Genomic DNA, 19,992 nt, shown 5'->3' with positions numbered 1-19,992 from the left:
GGGCTAAACGCGATCTGGCGGCCAGGGGGCGTGGCGCGGCCCGGATCGCGATTAGGGGGCTAAAGGCGAGTCGTGCCCCCAGGCCCCGGATCGCGTTTAGCCCGCTAAAGGCGAGTCCTGGGGTGGGGTCAGGCGGGGCCGCGGAGGGCTTCCTGCTTGAGGGTCGCCAGTGCGGCGTCGATGGGATGCGGGGCGTCTTCGGGGTCGGGCTTGCGCCAGCGCACGAGGTTCAGGGCGGCGGAGAACTGCCGCCCGCTGTCGGCGCTGGCCCACGCCATCGTCAAGGCACCCCAGACCGTGCCGTCGTGTCCCCAGTAACGACCCTCGGGCGTCTCGGTCTTGTATAGGCCGAGGCCGTAGTCGAGTGTCCGGCCGTCCTGGGCGATGACCGGGACGGTGCGCTGCATCTCCGCCAACGACGACGGGCTGACGATCTCGCCGTCGAGCAGCTTCCGAAAGAACCGGTTGAGATCCCCGACGGTCGAGATCAGGCCGGCACCGGTCATCACCCAGGACATGTTGTAAACGCTGTAGTCGCGCGGCGGGTCGATCGCGCCGAACAGCGCTTCGTACATCCGCGAGTGCGACCCCACGATCGGCGGACCGGCGGGAAAGCCGGTATGCGCGAGGCCGGCGGGTTCGATGATGGCGCGGGAGATGTGCTCTTCCGCCGGCGTGCCGGTCAGATGTTCCAGGAGCTCACCCAAGAGCAGGTAGTTCGTGTTGGAGTAGATCCCGGGAATGCTTCCCGGCTCGCCGGTGGCGGGCGCGCCGACGCCCAGCTCGATCAACTCGGCCGCGCTGAAGCGCCGGAACCGGTTGTCGTCGAGGCTCCCGGGCGCGAGTTCTTTGAGTGACGGGAACGCGTAGGGCAGGTATTCGGCGAGGCCGCTGGTGTGGTTGAGCAGCATGCGGACCGTGATCGTCCTGCCTCGTTCCCCGGGAACCAGCTGCGGCAGGTAGTCACCGATCGGCGCGTCGAGCCCGAGCCGACCTTCCTCGACCTGGCGCAGAACCGCGGCCGAGACGAACGTCTTGGTGATGCTGCCGACACGCTGCCGCATCCCGGCCTCGACGGGGCGGCCGGTTTCGAGGTCGGCGACTCCGGCGGCGCCGCGCCAGATCCGCTCGCCCGCGCGCACCTCGGCGAACACACCCGGCACGCCTGCCAGATGGACACCGTCCAAGGCGGACTTCAGGTTCTTCGCGGCCGTGATCTCATCTGTCACAAGAGGTTCCATATCGACCATCCTTTCGGCCGACAGCCCCCGGATCGCCCGCCATCCGTCGCGTATCCAAGCGGATACCGCACCGTTTGTCGGACCCCCTCGCCCCCGGCCCGGGGGCTTCTCTGAGGGGTGCTATTCGACGGAACGGCGACGGCGGGTGCCCAGAAGCAGGACCGCGCCGAGACCCAGCGTGGCGAGCGCGAGCGCGCCGAGCCAGATCACGTCGGCGCCGGTGCTGGCCAGACCGGAGCGACCCTGGCCGCCGCCGGACCCCTGCTGTCCGGGTGCCGGTGTGGTGGTTCCGGACGCGTCACAGCCGGGACGCCGGGACGGCATGGTGAGCGGCGGTTCCTGGCCCTCTTCGACCACGAACCGTAGCTCGTGAAGGTTGTCCGCCGGGCCGATGGCGTAGACCTTGATCGGGTTCTCGTTCTTCATCCGCCACCCCTGCGGCGGCGCGAAGAACAGACGGTACTTCGGCCCCGTCACGATGTTGTCGATCTTGAAGCGCCCGTCGGCGCCGGTCGTCGTTTCGACGACGGTCGGGCAGTCACCGTCGGAGGTAAGCACGAGCTTGACTCCGGCGAGCCCCACCTCCGGCTTGCCCGGATCAGTGATCCGGATCAACCGTCCGGCGAGGGTGGCCATCCCACCCGGCACCTCGGCCGCGTCCATCGCGACCGGGCTGCCGTCGAGACCGACGTCGGCATAGCCGAAGTCGCAGACGACGGAGACGCGGCCATAGTTCAGTGCGGCGTCCGGGATTGTCTTGGTCACGTCGAAAACGCGAGTCTGGCCGGGCAGGATCGTCGCCCCGCTCCCGAGAGTGGAGAGTTCGCCCCAACCGGCACCGTCGCTCGTCAACTCGAAGTCGTTTCCGACGCGATTGCACCCGGCCACGATGCCGACGAGCGGACGGGTGCCGGAGTTCGACAGCTTCACGGTGAGATGGGCGAGCTCGCCGGACTTGTAGATGTCCTTGGCGAAGGAGATCGACGCCTTGAGTGCCCCGTTCAACGGTCGCACACCGCGGATGGACAGGTCCTCGGTGTCCTCACCGACCTGGATGGTCCGAAACGGGAACAACCAACCCTTGATCCCGTCGCCGCTGAGGAAGTATCTGGCGGCCGGGACATCACCGAAATCGATCTTCCCGCCGGGGCCGCTCGTGGCGTGGTACTCCTTGGCACTGATGGCGTGCCGCAAGGTGAGCGGGAGACCGGTCAGCTGCTCGCCGTCGTCGAGTTTGCCGTCACTGTTCTCGTCGCCGAACACGACGCCGGTCGCCCGCCCGGTGTTCTTGGTGACGGCGACCTCGGCGTCGAAGCTACCGACGCCGAACCCGCTCGTGTCGGAAACGAAGCCTCGGACGACGGCTTTGCCCAGGTCGAGATCCTGGATCTGCCCGGTGACGGAAAACTCGATGGTCCCTTCCGGCGCGAGGTTCATTCCCGGCGCGCGCCCCAGCTCTCCCCAACCTGGTTCATAGGGGATCGACAGCGCTCCCGGCACAGTGAGCCATTGGTTGATCCGAAGACCGACCGCGGAGACCTTGCTGACGTTCGTCACCTTGAAGGTGAACCGGACGTTTTCGTCGCTCCGGTAAGCGGCCTTCTCGAAGACGACGGACGCCTCGACCGTCGGCCGCTCGGCCCGCGGCTCCGCCGCAGCGGGCGAAGGGCTCTCGACGGGCGTCGGCGCCGGAGAGCTGCTCGTCGGTTCCGAAGTCGCCGGTGCGGTGGACGTGGGCACCGGCGGCTCCGCCGCGGCAGGCAGGACGAACACACCGGTCAGTGCCGCCAAAGCGGCCAAGTAGACGACCCCAGCACGCGCGATCGATCTCGCGCCAGGTTTCTTGCTCACGCAGAGTCTCCCCAGATACCCCATGGAATGCGCACAGCCCCCGAACCGCGTGGAACTCGTTCAATTTAGCGAGCGTCGAGGAGGGTGCGTACTTGTTTCGGGTGAAGGGGGTTCAAATCGGAACATTGCCGGAAACGGGAAAGGCCCCCGCCGGAATCGGCGAGGGCCTTTCTCGTGGATTTCGCTTCGATCAGCGGAAGTCGCGGCCGAAGTCGTAGTCGTCCAGCGGCACCGCGGCGCCCGGCGTGGAGCCGAACACATCCGGGGTGTAGTAGCCGTCATCGTAGGACGGGATCGCGTAAGCGGCGACCCGCGCCTCCTCGGTCGGCTGCACCTGGATGTTGCGGTACTTGTTGATCCCGGTACCGGCCGGGATCAGCTTACCGATGATCACGTTCTCCTTGAGGCCCACGAGCTTGTCCGAGCGGCCGTTGATGGCCGCGTCGGTCAGGACACGCGTGGTCTCCTGGAACGAGGCCGCCGACAGCCACGAGTCCGTGGTCAGCGAGGCCTTCGTGATCCCCATCAGCACCGGGCGACCCGAAGCCGGCTCGCCACCTTCGGCGACCGACGCACGGTTCTTCGCCTCGAACTTGGTCCGCTCGGGCAGCTCGCCCGGGAGGAAGTCCGTGGCACCGGAGTCGATGATCGTCACGCGGCGCAGCATCTGCCGCACGATGACCTCGATGTGCTTGTCGTGGATCGACACACCCTGCGCCCGGTACACCTTCTGGACCTCGTCCACCAGGTGCATCTGCGCCTCGCGCGGCCCCATGACCCGCAGGACCTCGTGCGGGTCCGGCGTGCCCTCGAGCAGCTGCTGGCCGACCGCGACGCGGTCACCGTCACCCAGCGGGCCGTTCGGGGTGTTCGCGAGCCGCTGACGCTTGGACAGCTTGTCGAAGACGATCTCTTCGCTGCCGTCGTCCGGGATCAGCGTGATCTTCCAGAATCGCTCGCTCTCCTCGATGCGCACACGGCCATCGACGTCGGCGATCGGCGCCTTGCCCTTCGGGACACGGGCCTCGAACAGCTCCTGGACACGGGGCAGACCGGTCGTGATGTCGTCACCGGCCACACCACCCTGGTGGAACGTACGCATCGTCAGCTGCGTACCCGGCTCACCGATCGACTGGGCCGCGACGATACCCACGGCCTCGCCGACGTCGACGAGCTGACCGGTCGCCATGGACCGGCCGTAGCAGGTGGCGCAGATACCGACGGCCGACTCGCAGGTCAGGACCGAACGCACCTTGACCTTGGAGATCCCGCTGCCGATGAGCTTGTCGATCGCCGGGTCGCCGATGTCGTCACCGGCGTTCAGCACGACGTTGCCCTTGGCGTCGACCGCGTCGGTCGCCAGGTTCCGCGCGTACACGCTGGTCTCGACGTGCTGGTCGCGCAGGACCTTGCCGCCGCCGACGTCCTCACCGATCGGCATGTTGATACCGCGGGTGGTGCCACAGTCGACCTCGCGGACGATGACGTCCTGCGACACGTCCACCAGACGACGGGTCAGGTAACCCGAGTCGGCGGTACGGAGCGCCGTGTCCGCCAGACCCTTACGGGCACCGTGCGTCGCGATGAAGTACTCCGCCACCGAAAGGCCTTCACGGAAGTTGGCCTTGATCGGACGCGGGATGTACTCACCCTTCGGGTTCGACACCAGACCACGCATACCGGCCAGCGACCGGACCTGCGTCATGTTGCCCGCCGCGCCCGACTTCACGATCATCGCGATCGGGTTGTCGTCCGGCAGCGCCGTTTCCATGATCTTGTGGACCTCTTCGGTGGCCTGCGTCCACACCTTGACGAGCTCGTTGTTGCGCTCGGCGTGCGACAGCTGACCACGCTGGTACCGCTTCTCGACCTGGTCGGCCTTGCCTTCGTACTCGTCCAGAATGGCCTTCTTGCCCTTCGGGACCAGCACGTCGGAGATCGCGACCGTGACACCCGAACGGGTCGCCCAGTAGAAACCGGCGTCCTTCAGGCGGTCCAGGGTCTGCGCGACCTGGGTCATCGAGTAGCGCTCGGCGAGGTCGTTCACGATCAGGGCCTGACGCTTCTTGGGCATCGGCTCGTTGATGAACGGGTAGTCCGCCGGCAGCAGCTCGTTGAACAGCACGCGGCCCAGGGTGGTCTCGGCCAGCCAAGCCTTGCCCGGCTCCCAGCCCTTTTCCGCGAGCTCCGCTTCGTCGGCCTTGGCGGGCTGACGGTCGATGATGCGGATCTTGACCTTGGCGTGCAGGCTCAGGGCCTTGCGGTCGAACGCCATGATCGCCTCGGCGGGCGAGGAGTAGGCGTTGCCCGTGCCTTCGGCGTTCTCGTTCAGGCGGGTCAGGTGGAACAGACCGGTCACCATGTCCAGACGCGGCATGGCGAGCGGGCGGCCCGACGCCGGCGAAAGGATGTTGTTCGCCGACAGCATCAGGATGCGGGCCTCGGCCTGCGCCTCCGCGGAAAGCGGGAGGTGCACGGCCATCTGGTCACCGTCGAAGTCCGCGTTGAACGCTTCACAGACCAGCGGGTGCAGCTGGATGGCCTTGCCTTCGACCAGCTGCGGCTCGAAGGCCTGGATACCGAGGCGGTGCAGGGTCGGCGCACGGTTCAGCATCACCGGGTGGCCGGTGATGACCTCTTCGAGCACGTCCCACACCTGCGGCCGCGAGCGCTCCACCATCCGCTTGGCGGACTTGATGTTCTGCGCGTGGTTCAGGTCGACCAGCCGCTTCATGACGAACGGCTTGAACAGCTCGAGCGCCATGTCCTTCGGCAGACCGCACTGGTGCAGCTTCAGCTGCGGGCCGACGATGATGACGGAACGGCCGGAGTAGTCGACACGCTTGCCGAGCAGGTTCTGACGGAACCGGCCCTGCTTGCCCTTGAGCAGGTCGGACAGCGACTTCAGCGGGCGGTTACCGGGACCGGTGACCGGGCGGCCGCGGCGGCCGTTGTCGAACAGCGCGTCGACGGCCTCCTGCAGCATCCGCTTCTCGTTGTTGACGATGATCTCGGGCGCGCCGAGGTCGATCAGCCGCTTCAACCGGTTGTTCCGGTTGATGACCCGGCGGTAGAGGTCGTTCAGGTCGGAGGTGGCGAACCGGCCACCGTCGAGCTGGACCATCGGGCGCAGGTCCGGCGGGATCACCGGGACGGCGTCGAGCACCATGCCGCGCGGGTCGTTGCCGGTGGCCTGGAAGGCCGCGACGACCTTGAGCCGCTTCAGCGCGCGGAGCTTCTTCTGCCCCTTGCCGTTGCGGATGGTGTCGCGCAGGTTGTCGGCTTCGGCCGCGACGTCGAACTCGGTGGCCAGCTTCTGGATGGCCTCCGCGCCCATGCCGCCGGTGAAGTACTCGCCGTACCGGTCGATGAGCTCGCGGTAGAGCAGCTCGTCGGCGATCAGCTGACGCACGTCGAGCTTGGTGAAGGTCGTCCAGACCTCCTCGAGACGGTCCAGCTCGCGACCGGCGCGGTCACGCAGCTGACGCATCTCGCGCTCGCCGCCTTCCTTGACCTTGCGGCGGACGTCGGACTTGGCGCCCTCCGCCTCCAGCTCGGCCAGGTCGGCTTCCAGCTTCTGCGCCCGTGCCTCGATGTCCGCGTCACGCTTGGTCTCGAGGTTCTTGCGCTCGACGCCGATCTCGTTCTCGAGGGTCGGCAGGTCGTTGTGCCGCAGCTCGGTGTTCACACCGGTGATCACGTAGGCCGCGAAGTAGATGATCTTCTCGAGGTCCTTCGGCGCCAGGTCCAGCAGGTAGCCGAGGCGGGAAGGAACACCCTTGAAGTACCAGATGTGGGTGACGGGCGCGGCCAGCTCGATGTGGCCCATCCGCTCACGGCGCACCTTGGCGCGGGTGACCTCGACGCCACAGCGCTCGCAGATGATGCCCTTGAAGCGGACCCGCTTGTACTTACCGCAGTAGCACTCCCAGTCCCGGGTCGGGCCGAAGATCTTCTCGCAGAAGAGGCCGTCCTTCTCGGGCTTGAGCGTCCGGTAGTTGATGGTCTCCGGCTTCTTGACCTCGCCGAAGGACCACTGACGAATGTCGTCGGCGGTAGCGAGGCCGATGCGGAGCTCATCGAAGAAGTTGACGTCCAGCACGTCTTTACATCCCCTTGGGGTTGATGCGACTAGAGGAGTTGGCGAGTGGAGGCGGGAGCCTGGCGGGCTCCCGCCTCATCGCGGTCAGTGCACGACGTCGTCCACCGAGGGCGACTCGTTGCGGGACAGGTTGATGCCGAGGTTGGCGGCGGCGCGCTCGAGGTCCTCGTCGTCGGAGTCGCGCATCTCGATCGCGGCGCCGTCGCTGGACAGCACCTCGACGTTGAGGCAGAGCGACTGGAGCTCCTTCAGGAGCACCTTGAACGACTCGGGGATACCCGGCTCGGGGATGTTCTCCCCCTTGACGATCGCCTCGTACACCTTCACGCGGCCGACCACGTCGTCCGACTTGATGGTGAGGAGCTCCTGCAGGGTGTATGCGGCGCCGTACGCCTGCATCGCCCAGCACTCCATCTCACCGAAGCGCTGGCCACCGAACTGCGCCTTACCACCCAGCGGCTGCTGCGTGATCATCGAGTACGGACCGGTGGACCGGGCGTGGATCTTGTCGTCGACGAGGTGGTGCAGCTTCAGGATGTACATGTAGCCGACCGCGACCGGGTACGGGTACGGCTCGCCGGAGCGGCCGTCCAGCAGCGTGGCCTTGCCGTTCTGCTTCACCATGCGCTCACCGTCACGGTTCGGCTTGGTGGCGCCGAGCAGACCGGTCAGCTCGTCTTCCTTGGCACCGTCGAACACCGGGGTGGCGGTGTTCGTGCCGGGGTCGACGTCGTAGAGCTCCTCGTTGAGGTTCTTCGCCCAGTCGGGGTTGCCCTCGATCTTCCAGCCCTGCGACGCCAGCCAGCCCAGGTGGAGTTCCAGGACCTGGCCGATGTTCATACGACGCGGGACACCGTGGGTGTTCAGGATGATGTCGACGGGCGTGCCGTCCTCCATGAACGGCATGTCCTCGGCGGGGAGGATCTTGCCGATGACACCCTTGTTCCCGTGGCGGCCGGCGAGCTTGTCGCCCGGCTGGATCTTCCGCTTCTGGGCCACGTAGACGCGGACCAGTTCGTTGACGCCCGGGGGCAGCTCGTCGTCGTCCTCGCGCGAGAACACGCGGATGCCGATGACCTTGCCGGTCTCGCCGTGCGGCACCTTCAGCGAGGTGTCGCGGACTTCGCGGGCCTTCTCACCGAAGATCGCGCGGAGCAGGCGCTCTTCCGGGGTCAGCTCGGTCTCGCCCTTCGGCGTGACCTTGCCGACCAGGATGTCGCCGTCGCGGACCTCGGCACCGATGCGGATGATGCCGCGCTCGTCGAGGTCGGCGAGGACCTCTTCGGAGACGTTCGGGATGTCCCGGGTGATCTCCTCGGCGCCCAGCTTGGTGTCGCGGGCGTCGATCTCGTGCTCCTCGATGTGGATCGACGTGAGCACGTCGTCCTGCACCAGGCGCTCCGAGAGGATGATCGCGTCCTCGTAGTTGTGGCCCTCCCACGGCATGACCGCGACGAGCAGGTTCTTGCCGAGCGCCATCTCACCGTTCTCGGTGGACGGGCCGTCGGCGATGACCTGACCCTGCTCGACCCTGTCGCCCTCGTTGACGATCGGGCGGTGGTTGAAGCAGGTGCCGTGGTTGGAGCGACGGAACTTGTACAGTCCGTAGCTCTTCCGCGTGCCGTCGTCGTGCATGATCGTGATCAGGTCGGCCGAGAGCTCCTCGACGACACCGGACTGCTCGGCGACGAGCACGTCACCGGCGTCGACCGCGGCGCGAAGCTCCACACCGGTGCCGACGTACGGCGCCTGGTTGCGCAGCAGCGGAACGGCCTGACGCTGCATGTTCGCGCCCATCAGCGCGCGGTTCGCGTCGTCGTGCTCGAGGAACGGGATCATCGCCGTCGCGACCGAGACCATCTGTCGCGGCGAGACGTCCATGTAGTCCACGTCGAGCGGGTCGATCAGCTCGACCTCGCCGCCCTTCTTACGGACCAGGACGCGGTCTTCGACGAAGGTGCCGTCGTCGTGGATCGGCGCGTTCGCCTGCGCCTTCACGTAACGGTCTTCCTCGTCCGCGGTGAGGTAGTCGACCTGGTCGGTGACGCGACCCTCGACGACCTTGCGGTACGGGGTCTCGATGAAACCGAACGGGTTGACCCGCGCGTACGAGCAGAGCGAACCGATCAGGCCGATGTTCGGGCCTTCCGGCGTCTCGATCGGGCACATGCGGCCGTAGTGCGACGGGTGGACGTCACGGACCTCCATGCCGGCGCGCTCACGCGACAGACCACCGGGGCCGAGGGCGGACAGACGACGCTTGTGCGTCAGCCCCGACAGCGGGTTGTTCTGGTCCATGAACTGCGACAGCTGCGAAGTACCGAAGAACTCCTTGATCGCCGCCACGACGGGACGGATGTTGATCAGGGTCTGCGGCGTGATCGCCTCGACGTCCTGCGTGGTCATCCGCTCGCGGACGACGCGCTCCATCCGGGACAGACCCACGCGGATCTGGTTCTGGATGAGCTCGCCGACGGTGCGGAGACGACGGTTGCCGAAGTGGTCGATGTCGTCGGTCTCGACCGGGATGGTCTGGTCGCCGACGGTCGCCTTGTCCTCGCCCGCGTGCAGGCGGACCAGGTACTCGATCGTCGAGACGATGTCCTCTTCGGTCAGCGTCCCGGTGTCGTACGGCGTGGTCAGGCCGAGCTTCTTGTTCAGCTTGTACCGGCCGACCTTCGCCAGGTCGTAGCGCTTCGGCTTGAAGAACAGGTTCTCCAGCAGCGTCTGCGCGCTCTCCTTGGTGGGGGGTTCGCCCGGGCGCAGCTTGCGGTAGATGTCGAGGAGCGCCTCGTCGGTGCCGGCGGTGTGGTCCTTCTCGAGGGTGGCGAGCAGCGTCTCGGAGAAGGAGAAGCGCTCGCGGATCGCCTCGGTGGTCCAGCCGAGCGCCTTCAGCAGCACGGTGACCGGCTGGCGGCGCTTGCGGTCGATGCGGACGCCGACGGTGTCGCGCTTGTCGACGTCGAACTCGAGCCAGGCACCCCGGCTCGGGATGACGCGGACGTTGAAGACGTCCTTGTCCGTGGTCTTGTCGACGCTGGTGTCGAAGTACACACCAGGCGAACGGACCAGCTGGGACACGACGACACGCTCGGTGCCGTTGATGACGAAGGTGCCCTTGTCGGTCATCACCGGGAAGTCGCCCATGAAGACCGTCTGGCTCTTGATCTCGCCGGTGTTGTTGTTCACGAACTCGGCGGTCACGAACAGCGGGGCCGCGTACGTCATGTCCTTGTCCTTGCACTCCTCGACGGAGGCCTTGACCTCGTCGAAGCGCGGGTCGGAGAAGGACAGCGACATGGATCCGGAGAAGTCTTCGATCGGCGAGATCTCGTTGAGGACCTCTTCCAGGCCACCGACCGGGTTTTCTTCACCTTCTTCGACGCGGCGTTCGAACCACGCCTCGTCGCCGGTGAACCATTCAAAGGACCTGATCTGCACGTCGAGCAGGTTCGGGGTGCTGAGCGGCTCGCGAATCTTTGCGAAGGAGACCCGTTTGGGGGCTCCCGGGATTCCCGTGGACTCCGAGCGAGATACAGCCGAGGTGGTCGCAGCAGTGGCCTGGTTCGCGGGAGAGACTGCCAAGATGCGTCCTTCCGGGGACAATGAGCGGTGAGCAGCCGCGTCAGCAACAGCTGATGCGGACTGTCAAGGGTGCCGTGTGCCCACTATCCTAACTACCGGCTCCGGGCAGCCTGAAAGAGGGCAGCGCAAAGAAGCAGTCTAGCCCGAACGTCGCGGTCTGTCCAGGGGGCGCTCCCGATGGGGCCCAGCCTGCATCGCAACGTCTTCAGGTATGCCTCTCCTCGGCCTCCCCGTGGCTGTCCCTCCCGCAAGGGCGCCGCCGGTTCTCACCGTTGGCAGTAAGCGTGACCCCACGCGGGCTCTGAGTCAAGATGCCGCGCGGTGGTCCCGCCGGTTGGCGCAGCGTGGAAGAGGTTCCACGCGGGGTCCTTCACAGGACGATCATCCTGGTTACCGCCCGGTACCCGCAGGTGACGGCGCCGGCACGCCGACCTGCGTTTAGCGGGCTAAACGCGACCCGGCCGGCGGGCCGCCCTGGAGAGTCACCGGGTCGGGGCGGGGTGTTCCGGGGCGCTCTGAGGTCGGTGGAGGCCTGTGGCGGCTGTGGCCGGTGGGCTGGTTGGTGCGGCGCACAGGAACGGCCCCAAGTCGCGATTAGGGGGCTAAAGTCGCGGCGGCCGCCCCTGCGAAACTGGCGGTATGAACGAGCAGAGGCCCGAGTCCGACGCGCCGCCGACGATGCCCGCGGTCGTTCTGCCGCCGGAGGCCGAACTGCGGATCGCCGCGGAGCAGAGCCTGGTTCTGAAGGACCTCCGCCGCTACGTCGCCGCTGTGGGCCGTCCCGGCGAAGCGGAGGACGGCGCGCTGATCCCTCGCTGGGCCGAAGCCTGCGGACTGGTCCGCGTCTCCGACGGTGCGCACATAGCCGTCGAGGAGAACGCGAACCTCCTCGACAGCCCTGTCGAGCTCTGGGAGCGGGCGTACCTGACGATCGGCGAGACCGGGCCCGGCTTCGTCGCCGAGGACGACGGCGTGCCGCCGGGTTTCGAACTGCTGCTCCCCCGGCTGGTCTCGACGATCGCTTTCACGCTTTACGGATCGGGCCCGGCCCCGGTTCCCGTCGACCTCCTCCCCGAGGTCCTGACGGCACTGCTCGGCCTCGAACCGGGCGAGTCGACGCGCCACGCGGTGGCGGTCACGCTGGACCTCCTGGAACGGCTCGGCGCCCTCCATCAGGGCGTCGCGGATCCGGCCGAACTCACGTCGGTCGCCAAGGTCACGGGCGACCCCAGCCCGTCACCGGCGATGATCTGGCTCACCCCGATCGCGGTGTGGGCGATCAACCGGGAACTCCGCGCGGCCGGGGCGAACGCGCCGGTCGTCGGTGAGTCCGCGGACGAAAGTCTCGACAGCCTGTGTTCGGACCTCGTCGGCGCCGCACCGGCGACCTCGGAGGCCGAGCTGCAGGCCTGGGCCCGGCACCGATCGCCCTCCGCCGCGATCGAGGAAGCGACTGAGTTCCTCCGGACCACGACGCGTCCTGAGGGGCGGCTCTTCGCTCTGATCGCGCTCGGGGCCACCGGCACGCGCGGTCTCGAAGCCGCGGCCGGAGTCCGCGCCGAGGGCGGTGTGCCCGGCGCCGTCGCCGCGATGTGGCTGTCCGAGCGCGGAGCGGTCCGGCGCGAAACGATCACCCGCGAGGAAGTCGCCGTCGGGATGACCGACCACTTCGCGGCCATGCACGTGCTCGGCTCGTTCGTCCATCAGCTCGCCGGCTTGGACGACGGCTTCGACGTGGTCGATCTGCTGACGTCCTCCGGCCACCCGGCCACGCGCGAACTCCTGGACGTGGTCGGCCAGAAGCATCCGGACCGGGCGACGGCCAAGAAGGCGCGGACGGCGAGCTTCAAGCTCCGATCCCAGGGCGCGTAACCCAGGTCGACGCGCCCACGCGTCGCGTTAGCCCGCTAAACGCAGGTCCGGGCACCCAGCGCACCGGATCGCGATTAGCGGGCTAAACGCAGGTCCCGGCGGCGCTACTTGGAGGGCGCAGGCGAAGCGGGGGGTGCGGCGGGAGCCGAGGAGGCGGCCGGGTTGGGCGGAGCGGCGTAGGTGTTCATCGCCGTGATCTTCCACTTGTCGCCCTGCAGCTCCGCGTTCAAATGCAGCTGCGCGCTCCCGGCGGTGGTCTTGTTCGTGTCGGCCCGAGTCGAACTCTGGTCGACGAAGACCATCACGTCGGCCCTGTCGCCCTCCAGCCGGATGACGGCGCTGCGGGTGACCTTGCAGGTCACGACCATCTTCTGCTGCGGGGCCAGTCGCTTGACCTCGCCCATCAGCAGGTTGTACTTCGCCCGCACCTCGTCGTTGACCAGCAGATCGCCCGCCGCGGTCTCCGTCTTCGCGATGTTCTTGTAGTCGTACGAGAAGAGCGCCTCGGTCGCCTTCGCGACCTGGTCCTTGACCTGCGCGGTCTTCGCGACGTCCAGCAGCGCCGTGTTGTCCGTCGAGCTCGACACCTCGGAAGCCTTGAGATGGAAGAGCACCGCTGTCGCGGCCAGCAGCAGCCCGACGACGACCAGCGCGCCCGCCAGGATCAGCTGGCGAGAGCCTGGCTTCTTCTCGGACTCTGACTCAGAGGCTTCGGAAGCGGCCTCGGCTTCGGCCTCTTCGAGGTCGTCCGGCTTCTCCTCCGCGACCGCAGGGGCCTTCGCGCGCGGGCTCGGCTTCGCGACAACCTCGTCTTCGGGAGCCTCCTCGACCTCTTCAGGAGCGTCGACGACGGCTTCCTCAGGCTCGGGTTCAGGCGCAGGACGCGGAGCGGGCCGCGGCGACGGACGGCGAACCGGCGCCGGCGTTTCGTCGACCTCGACCTCGACCTCGGGAGCGGAGACCTCGGGAGCCTCATCGACAGGAGACGCACCGGGCCGTCGCAGACCGGCCACCCGGGGGCGGCGCACCGGCGGAGTGCTGCGAGGGGGCTGGCGACGGGAGGGGGGCACTACGGGGCTCCGTTCTAGGTGACGCTCTTACTGACCGGCCGCGACGAGGGGCACGTTGTCGATCCCGGACAGCTTCCACTCATCGCCGACCCTGGTCATCGAGACCTCCAGGCGCAGCGCCTTCGAACTCGCCTTGTCGCCCTGGGTGACCTGGGTGGTGATGGCGGCGAGGAAACTCGCCTTGCCCTCGTGGTCGTCGAGTTCCTCGACGGCGATGTCCTGGATCGTGGTCGCGACCTTGGTCTTCGCGTCGCCGAGCGCCTTGCGGTAGGTCGGCTCCAACTGGGCCAGCTGCTGGCTCATCTTGTCGTCGGAGACGGCCTTCTGCCGGTTGAAGAACTCGTCGAGGTTCTCGAAGTCGACCTCGGTGTACGCCTTGATCGCGGTGCCGCCCGCCTTGACCACGTCGTCCCGCGAGCGCGCGAGGTCGGCGTTGTCGTCCGAAGCGGCCACGGCCCACTGGACCCCGAAGATCGCCGCTGCGACGAAGGCGGCGAGCGCGAACGCCGCCGCGCCCAGGACCAGGGTCCGCGATCGAGAAGAACTCATGACACTCCAGGGTAGGTATACGGTCTCGGGCTCAGCCGGGCAGGCCCAGCAGCGACCCGAGGCTGGCCAGGCTGACGCCCGGGCTCTGCAGGACGCTCGGCATGCCCTGCGCCGCCCGCAGCGCGGCCAGTTCCTCGGCCGACCGGCCCGCGTTCGCGGCGACCTCGCCCTGCGACGGGATCTGCGGGACACCGTTGTACGGCACGTTCTGCGAACCGCGCACGTTGATCGGGCTGCCCTTCGGCTCGGCGCAGTACGCGTCGTCCTTCGGCGGCCGGTTCGTGGTGTCGGTGCCTTCGCGGTACTTGTCGAGGCCGATGTAGCCCTTGGTGCACGAAGGCGGGTTGAACAGGTTGAGCGCGAGGCCCAGGTGCGCGGTGCCGTCGTTGGCGACGCTGTTCGCGCCCGCGGCCAGCACCGGGTAGGTCACCAGGCCCTGCTCCAGCCCGTCGAGCCGGGTCACCAGCAGGTTCGACGTCGTGAGCAGGTTCGCGGTCAGCGCGCCCAGCCCCGGCCCCGATTCCGCCAGCACCTCGCTGATCTGGGTCGCCACCTGCGGGGTGATCCCGATCAGCTTCCGGATGTCGGCGTCGGAGTTCTTCAGCGTGCCGGACAGTTTGTTCAAGTCCGCGCTGAACGACTTCATCGAGCTCGCCATGTCGTTCTGCGTGTCTAGGACCTGCCCGCCCTTTTCCAGCAGCTGGATGGTCTGCGGCAGGTACTCCTGCGCGGTGGTGGTGAAACTGCGCGCGGTGTCGAGCAGCCGCTGCAGATCCGGGCCGGTGCCGTTGAAGGCGTTGTACGACTCGTCGACGACCTTGCGCAGCGAATCCGTCGGCACCGACGCCGCGAGGCTGTCGAGGTCGCCGATGAGCTGTTCGGTGGGCACCGGCGTCTTGACCTTGTCGGCGGGGATGACCGATCCCGGCTTCAGGAACGGCCCCTTCTCGCTCTTGGGCCGCAGGTCGACGAACTGCTCGCCGACCGCCGACCGGTTCGCGACCACCGCGTCGAGGTCGCTGGGCACGGCGGGGGCGTCCGGCGCGATGTTGAGGTCGGCTTCCAGCCCGGTCTTGGTCAGGCGCAGCTCGCCGACCCGGCCGATGTTGAAGCCGCGGTAGGTGACCTCGGCGTTCTGGAAGATGCCGCCCGACTCCTTGAGCTCGAGTTTCACCGTGTAGCCCTCGTCGCCGAAGACCTGGCCGAGTCCGGCGAACCGGATCAGGGCGTACACGATGGCGACGACGGAGATGATCGCGAAGGCGACCAACTGGAGCTTCGTCCTTTTGACCAGCATCAGCCCGCACCTCCCGACAGCAGGCCGAAGATCCCGGCGGGCCCGGTCTGTTGCGGCTGCCCGCCGCCCTGCGGCGCACCGGCCTGGCTACCGGAAACACCGCCGACGCTGTCGGGGATCGGCAGCGGCGGGTTCACGCCCGGCCCCTCGGTCCCGCCGGTCAGTCCCGGCACCGGGATGACGTCCTGGAGCGGGTTCTGCCGGCTTCGGCCGAGGTTCTTCAGGATCTCGTTCAGGTTCAGATCGACCTTCGCGAACAGGTTGAAGTAGTCACCCTTGACGCCGTCGTAGGCGGCGTCGCTGAACGGGAAGGTCAACAGGATCTCCAGCGCCTTGGGCAGATCCGAGCCCGCCTCGCCGAGCTTCTGCAGCGTCGGCTGCAGCGCCTTGAGGTCGGCGACGAGGTCTTCCTTGCTCTTGTTCACCGTGTCGATGGCGACGCCGGAAAGGTTGTTGAGCGCGTTCAGCATCGTCACCAGCTGGCCGCGCTGCTGCTCCAGCACACCGAGGCCGGGTCCGAGGTTGTCGACCGCGCCGACCAGCTTGTCCTTCTGGCCGTTCAGCGTGAGCGAGAGCCGGTTCAGCCCGTCGAGCGCCCGCGTGATGTTCGCGGACTGCCTGTCCAGGTTCGTGACCAGCTGGTTGGTGTTGTTCAGCAGCGCCTTGAGCTCCGGCGAACGGCCGCTGGTGGCGTTGTTGAGTTCCTTGGTGATCGTGTTGAGCTGCTCGACCCCACCGCCGTTGAGCAGCAGCGAAAGCGCGCCGAGCAGTTCCTCGACCTCGACGCTGCGGTTCGTGCGGGCCAGCGGGATCACCGCGTTGTCGGCGAGCTTGCCCTGCCCGTCGGCGGGCGCGGCCAGCTCGACGTACTTCTCACCGAGGAGGCTCGACTGCTTGACGTTGGCCAGCGCGTTCGCCGGCAGTTTCACGTCACCGTTGACCCGGAGGGTGACCTCGGCGTTCCAGCCGTCCTGGGTCAGCCCGATCGCTTCGACGCGGCCGATGGAGACCTCGTTGACCTTCACCCCGGCCTGCGGGGTCAGGTCCAGCACGTCCCGGAACTGCACCTTGACCGTGTACGGGTGGTCGCCGAGTTCGGCGCCGCCGGGCAGCGGGATGTCGTAGATCCCGCTGAACCCGCAGCCGCTCAACGTCAGCGCGGCGACGGTTCCGCAGGCCACCAGAGCGAGTTTCCGCATCACTTCGCCGCCGATCCGTAGAGCTGGCCCGCGATGGGCAGCGGAAGCGGCGGCAGCTGGCCCGCCTGCGAGGACTGGATCACCTGCGCGATCGACGGCAGCGGCACCAGCCCGTCGACCAGTCCGGCGATCCCCTTGCACGCGTCGCCCAGCGCGTCGAGCGCGTCCGGGGTCTGCTTGAGCAGGTTGCACACCATCACCAGCGGCGGCTGGGTGAGCTCATTGAGGTTCGCCCGCGCGTCGAGCGTTCCCGACGAGGCGTTGTAGGTGTTGACCAGGTTCCCGAGGCCGACCGGGGCGACGTCGAGGATCTCGGCGAGCGCGCCGCGCTGGTCCACGAGCACCTTGGTCACGCTGGCCAGCTTGTCCACATTGGACTTGAGCCGGTCGCGGTTCTTCTCGATGAAGCCCTGCACCGCGGTGAGTGTGTCGGACAGCTGCTTCACCGTGGCCGCGAGGTTCTCCCGCTCCCCCGCGAGGAAACCGCTGACGTCGGCGAGCTGCCGCTCGAAGTCGCGGACCTGCGAGTCGCTGTTCACCAGCGTCTGCGAGAAGGAGCCGAGGTTCTCGACGGTCTTGAACAGGTCGTCCTTGTTGCCGGACAACGTGCCCGCGGCCTGGCCGAGTTTCGTGATCGTGTCGTGCAGCGCCTGCCCGTTGCCGTCGAAGTTCTTCGCGGCGGTGTCGAGCAGGTTCGACAGCGAACCGTTCTTGTTGGCGCCGTTGGGGCCGAGCGACTTGCTGACCCGCGAAAGACTCGCGGCGAGCTCGTCGACTTCCAGGGGGACTTCGGTGCGGTCGAGGCCGATGACCGCACCGTCGGCGATCCGCGCGCCGCCCTTGTAGGCCGGGGCCAGCTGCACGTAGCGGTCGCTGACCAGCGACGGCGACACGATGATCGCCTTCGCGTCGGCGGGCACCGCCACCGAACGGTCGTATTCGAGATCGACGCGGACCTGGTTGCCCAGGGGCTGGATCTTGGTGATCGTGCCCATGTCGACGCCGAGCATGCGGACGCTGTTGCCCTCGTAGAGGCCGACGGCACCGGCGAAGTAGGCGGTCAGGTGGTTGCGGCCGGCGTCCTTGAGCGTCCACCACAGCGCGCCGGCGACGACCAGCGCGAGCACGATCGCGATGGTGAAGCCGCGTGCGAGGCCGGCTCCGAGACGGGTACTCATTTCTCGTAGCACCCCTTGTCGTTGATCGGGCCGAACGACGGCAGGACCAGTCCGCAGATGTAGTTGTCGAACCAGCGGCCGTTGCCGATCGTGTTCGTGAACACCCGGATGAACGGTGCGAACCGCGCGATGCCCTGGCCGAGCGCGTCCTGATTGCGCTGCAACATCGAGGTCAGCTGGTCGAGCTGGGTGAGCACCGGGTCGAGCTGCGCGTCGTTGTCGTCGACGAGGCCCTTGAGCTGGGTGGCGAGGTTGCGCGAGCCGTCCAGCAGCGCGGCGATCGCGTCCTTGCGCCGGGACACCTCCCCGAGCAGCTTGTTGCCGTCGGACAGGAGCTTCTGGAACTCGGCGTCACGGTCGACGAGCGTCTGCGAAACCTGTCGCGTGTTCGCGAGCAGGCTCGACAGCTGCGAGTCACGTTTGGCGATGGTGTCCGAGAGGCGGGAAAGGCCGTTCAGCGCGCCCTTCACGTCAGCCGGGGTGTCGGCGAAGGTCTCCGTGATGACGTCGAAGCTCTTCGCCAGCTGCGTCGTGTCGATGTCGTCGACAGTCTGCGAAAGCCCGCGGAAGGCGTCGAGGACGTCGAACGGCGACATCGTGCGCTCACGCGGGATGGTCGCGCTCGGGTCGAGCGTGCGCTGACCCTGCGGGTCGAGCGCCAGGTACTTCTGGCCGAGCACCGTCTTGATCTTGATCGCCGCGCTGGTCTTGTCGCCCAGCCAGGCGTCCTTGACCTTGAAGGAGATCCGGACCTTGTCGCCGTCGAGCTTGATCTCGGAGATCTTGCCGACCTTCACCCCGGCGACCCGGACGTCGTTGTCCTGCTGGAGGCCGGAAGCCTCGCTGAAGTCCGCGGTGTAGGTGGTGCCGCCGCCGATCACCGGCAGGTCCTCGGAGTTGAGCGCGGCGAGGAAACCGAGCAGCAGCACCGAGATGCCGACCAGCGCGATCGGGATCGGATTGCGTTTCTGGAACGACTTCATGCCGTGCACCTCGCCCGGTTCACCGGCAGCAGCGGCAGATTGATCGGCTCGTTGATCAGCGGAGGCAGGGCGACGGCTCCTGTCAGTTCACAGGCGAAGAAGTTGAACCAGGAGCCGTAGTCGGCGGTGCGGGTCAGCGCCGTCACCTTCTGCGGCAGGAACTGGATGAAGTGCTCGACGATCGGCTGGCTGTCGTTGAGGTTCTTCGTCAGCGTGCCGAGCGCGGCGATGTCCTGCTTGAGCGGCTCACGAGCCTCTCCGAGCAGGCCCGACGTCGTCTGCGCGAGAGTGCCGAGCGAGTCGATGGCGTCGCCGATCGGCTCGCGGTCCGCGGCCAGCCCGGAGACCAGCTGCTGGAGCTTGACGATCAGGTCGTTCAGCTGCGGCGTATGCGCGTTGACCGTGTCGAGCACCGAGTTCAGGTTGTCGATGACCTCACCGATCACCTGGTCCTTGTCGGAGATCGTGGTGGCGAGCGAAGCGGTGTGCTTCAGCAGGCTTTCGATCGTGCCGCCCTCGCCCTGCAGGACCTGGATGACCTCGTAGGACAGCTTGTTGATGTCGTCCGGGTTGAGCGCGGTGAACAGCGGTTTGAACCCGTTGAACAACTGCGTCAGGTCGAGCGCGGGCGTGGTCCGCTCCAGCGGGATGTTGCCGCCGGGCGCCAGGTTCTTGCCGGAGGAGTCGGTGCCCTGACCGAGCGAGAGGTAGCGCTGGCCGACCAGGTTCCGGAATTTGATCTGCGCGGTGACCCCGGCGGGCAGCTTGCGGCCGGCGTCCACTTCGAACTCGATCTCGGCCTGGCGCCTGTCGACGATGCGGACCTCCTTGACCTGCCCGACCCGGACGCCCGCGATGCGGACGTCGTCGTTGGGCAGCACCAGGGTCGCGTCGCTGAAGCGGGCCTTGTAGGCGTTGGTACTGGTGGTGTTGATGTTGGCGATGCTGATCCCGAGGATCGTCGTGAACAGCACGGTGACCACGATGAAGGCGCAGAGCTTGATCAGCGGTGCGAGAAGTCCCCTCATGCCTTCCCCCCGTCTGCGCGCGATCGCGATCGCGTAG

General features: G+C 67.4%; 12 protein-coding genes. 1 reads left to right on the top strand and 11 read right to left on the bottom strand.

The genetic code is table 11. The features are described 5' to 3' along the window. Positions 1-128: 128 nt before the first annotated feature. The 4 genes from HDA45_RS24365 to rpoB all read right to left on the bottom strand — a co-directional run bounded on the left by HDA45_RS24365 (position 129) and on the right by rpoB (position 10,779). On the bottom strand, positions 129-1,229 hold the full coding sequence (locus HDA45_RS24365) for a serine hydrolase domain-containing protein (RefSeq protein WP_343072142.1): 1,101 nt from the start codon (positions 1,227-1,229) through the stop codon (positions 129-131). A 132-nt stretch (positions 1,230-1,361) separates the two neighbouring features. Beyond that, positions 1,362-3,092, bottom strand: a complete 1,731-nt coding sequence (locus HDA45_RS24360; protein ID WP_184899024.1) for a hypothetical protein — start codon at positions 3,090-3,092, stop codon at positions 1,362-1,364. A 190-nt stretch (positions 3,093-3,282) separates the two neighbouring features. Continuing rightward, positions 3,283-7,194, bottom strand: a complete 3,912-nt coding sequence (locus HDA45_RS24355; RefSeq protein ID WP_184899022.1) for a DNA-directed RNA polymerase subunit beta' — start codon at positions 7,192-7,194, stop codon at positions 3,283-3,285. Between the two features lie 84 nt (positions 7,195-7,278). Continuing rightward, positions 7,279-10,779: a DNA-directed RNA polymerase subunit beta gene (gene rpoB / locus HDA45_RS24350; protein ID WP_184899020.1), complete on the bottom strand. Its 3,501-nt coding sequence runs from the start codon at positions 10,777-10,779 to the stop codon at positions 7,279-7,281. A gap of 639 nt (positions 10,780-11,418) precedes the next feature. Here rpoB and HDA45_RS24345 point away from each other — a divergent pair. Continuing rightward, entirely contained in the window at positions 11,419-12,651 is a 1,233-nt protein-coding gene (locus HDA45_RS24345; protein WP_184899018.1) for a hypothetical protein, read from the top strand. A gap of 104 nt (positions 12,652-12,755) precedes the next feature. Here the strand turns inward: HDA45_RS24345 and HDA45_RS24340 are convergent, their stop codons facing one another. From HDA45_RS24340 to HDA45_RS24310, 7 genes are all read right to left on the bottom strand, one after another. Then, on the bottom strand, positions 12,756-13,664 hold the full coding sequence (locus HDA45_RS24340; RefSeq protein WP_184905972.1) for a hypothetical protein: 909 nt from the start codon (positions 13,662-13,664) through the stop codon (positions 12,756-12,758). Between the two features lie 84 nt (positions 13,665-13,748). After that, positions 13,749-14,270: a hypothetical protein gene (locus HDA45_RS24335; protein WP_184899016.1), complete on the bottom strand. Its 522-nt coding sequence runs from the start codon at positions 14,268-14,270 to the stop codon at positions 13,749-13,751. A 31-nt stretch (positions 14,271-14,301) separates the two neighbouring features. Continuing rightward, the gene (locus HDA45_RS24330) at positions 14,302-15,567 is read right to left on the bottom strand and encodes an MCE family protein (protein WP_184899014.1); all 1,266 of its coding nucleotides are present in this window, start codon (positions 15,565-15,567) and stop codon (positions 14,302-14,304) included. Further along, entirely contained in the window at positions 15,567-16,766 is a 1,200-nt protein-coding gene (locus tag HDA45_RS24325) for an MCE family protein (protein ID WP_184899012.1), read from the bottom strand. Before HDA45_RS24325 ends, HDA45_RS24330 begins: the two co-directional genes overlap by 1 nt. After that, on the bottom strand, positions 16,766-17,944 hold the full coding sequence (locus tag HDA45_RS24320; protein WP_184899010.1) for an MCE family protein: 1,179 nt from the start codon (positions 17,942-17,944) through the stop codon (positions 16,766-16,768). The genes HDA45_RS24325 and HDA45_RS24320 overlap by 1 nt, the downstream gene beginning before the upstream one ends. Next, positions 17,941-18,927, bottom strand: a complete 987-nt coding sequence (locus HDA45_RS24315; RefSeq protein WP_184899008.1) for an MCE family protein — start codon at positions 18,925-18,927, stop codon at positions 17,941-17,943. Before HDA45_RS24315 ends, HDA45_RS24320 begins: the two co-directional genes overlap by 4 nt. Then, positions 18,924-19,955, bottom strand: coding sequence for an MCE family protein (locus HDA45_RS24310; RefSeq protein WP_184899006.1), 1,032 nt, complete (start codon positions 19,953-19,955; stop codon positions 18,924-18,926). The genes HDA45_RS24315 and HDA45_RS24310 overlap by 4 nt, the downstream gene beginning before the upstream one ends. Positions 19,956-19,992: the final 37 nt, after the last annotated feature.

The organism is Amycolatopsis umgeniensis (genome assembly GCF_014205155.1).
Classification (GTDB): Bacteria; Actinomycetota; Actinomycetes; order Mycobacteriales; family Pseudonocardiaceae; genus Amycolatopsis; species Amycolatopsis umgeniensis.
Note: the sequence above shows the minus strand (reverse complement) of the source record. Positions and strands in the feature narration are given on the sequence as shown.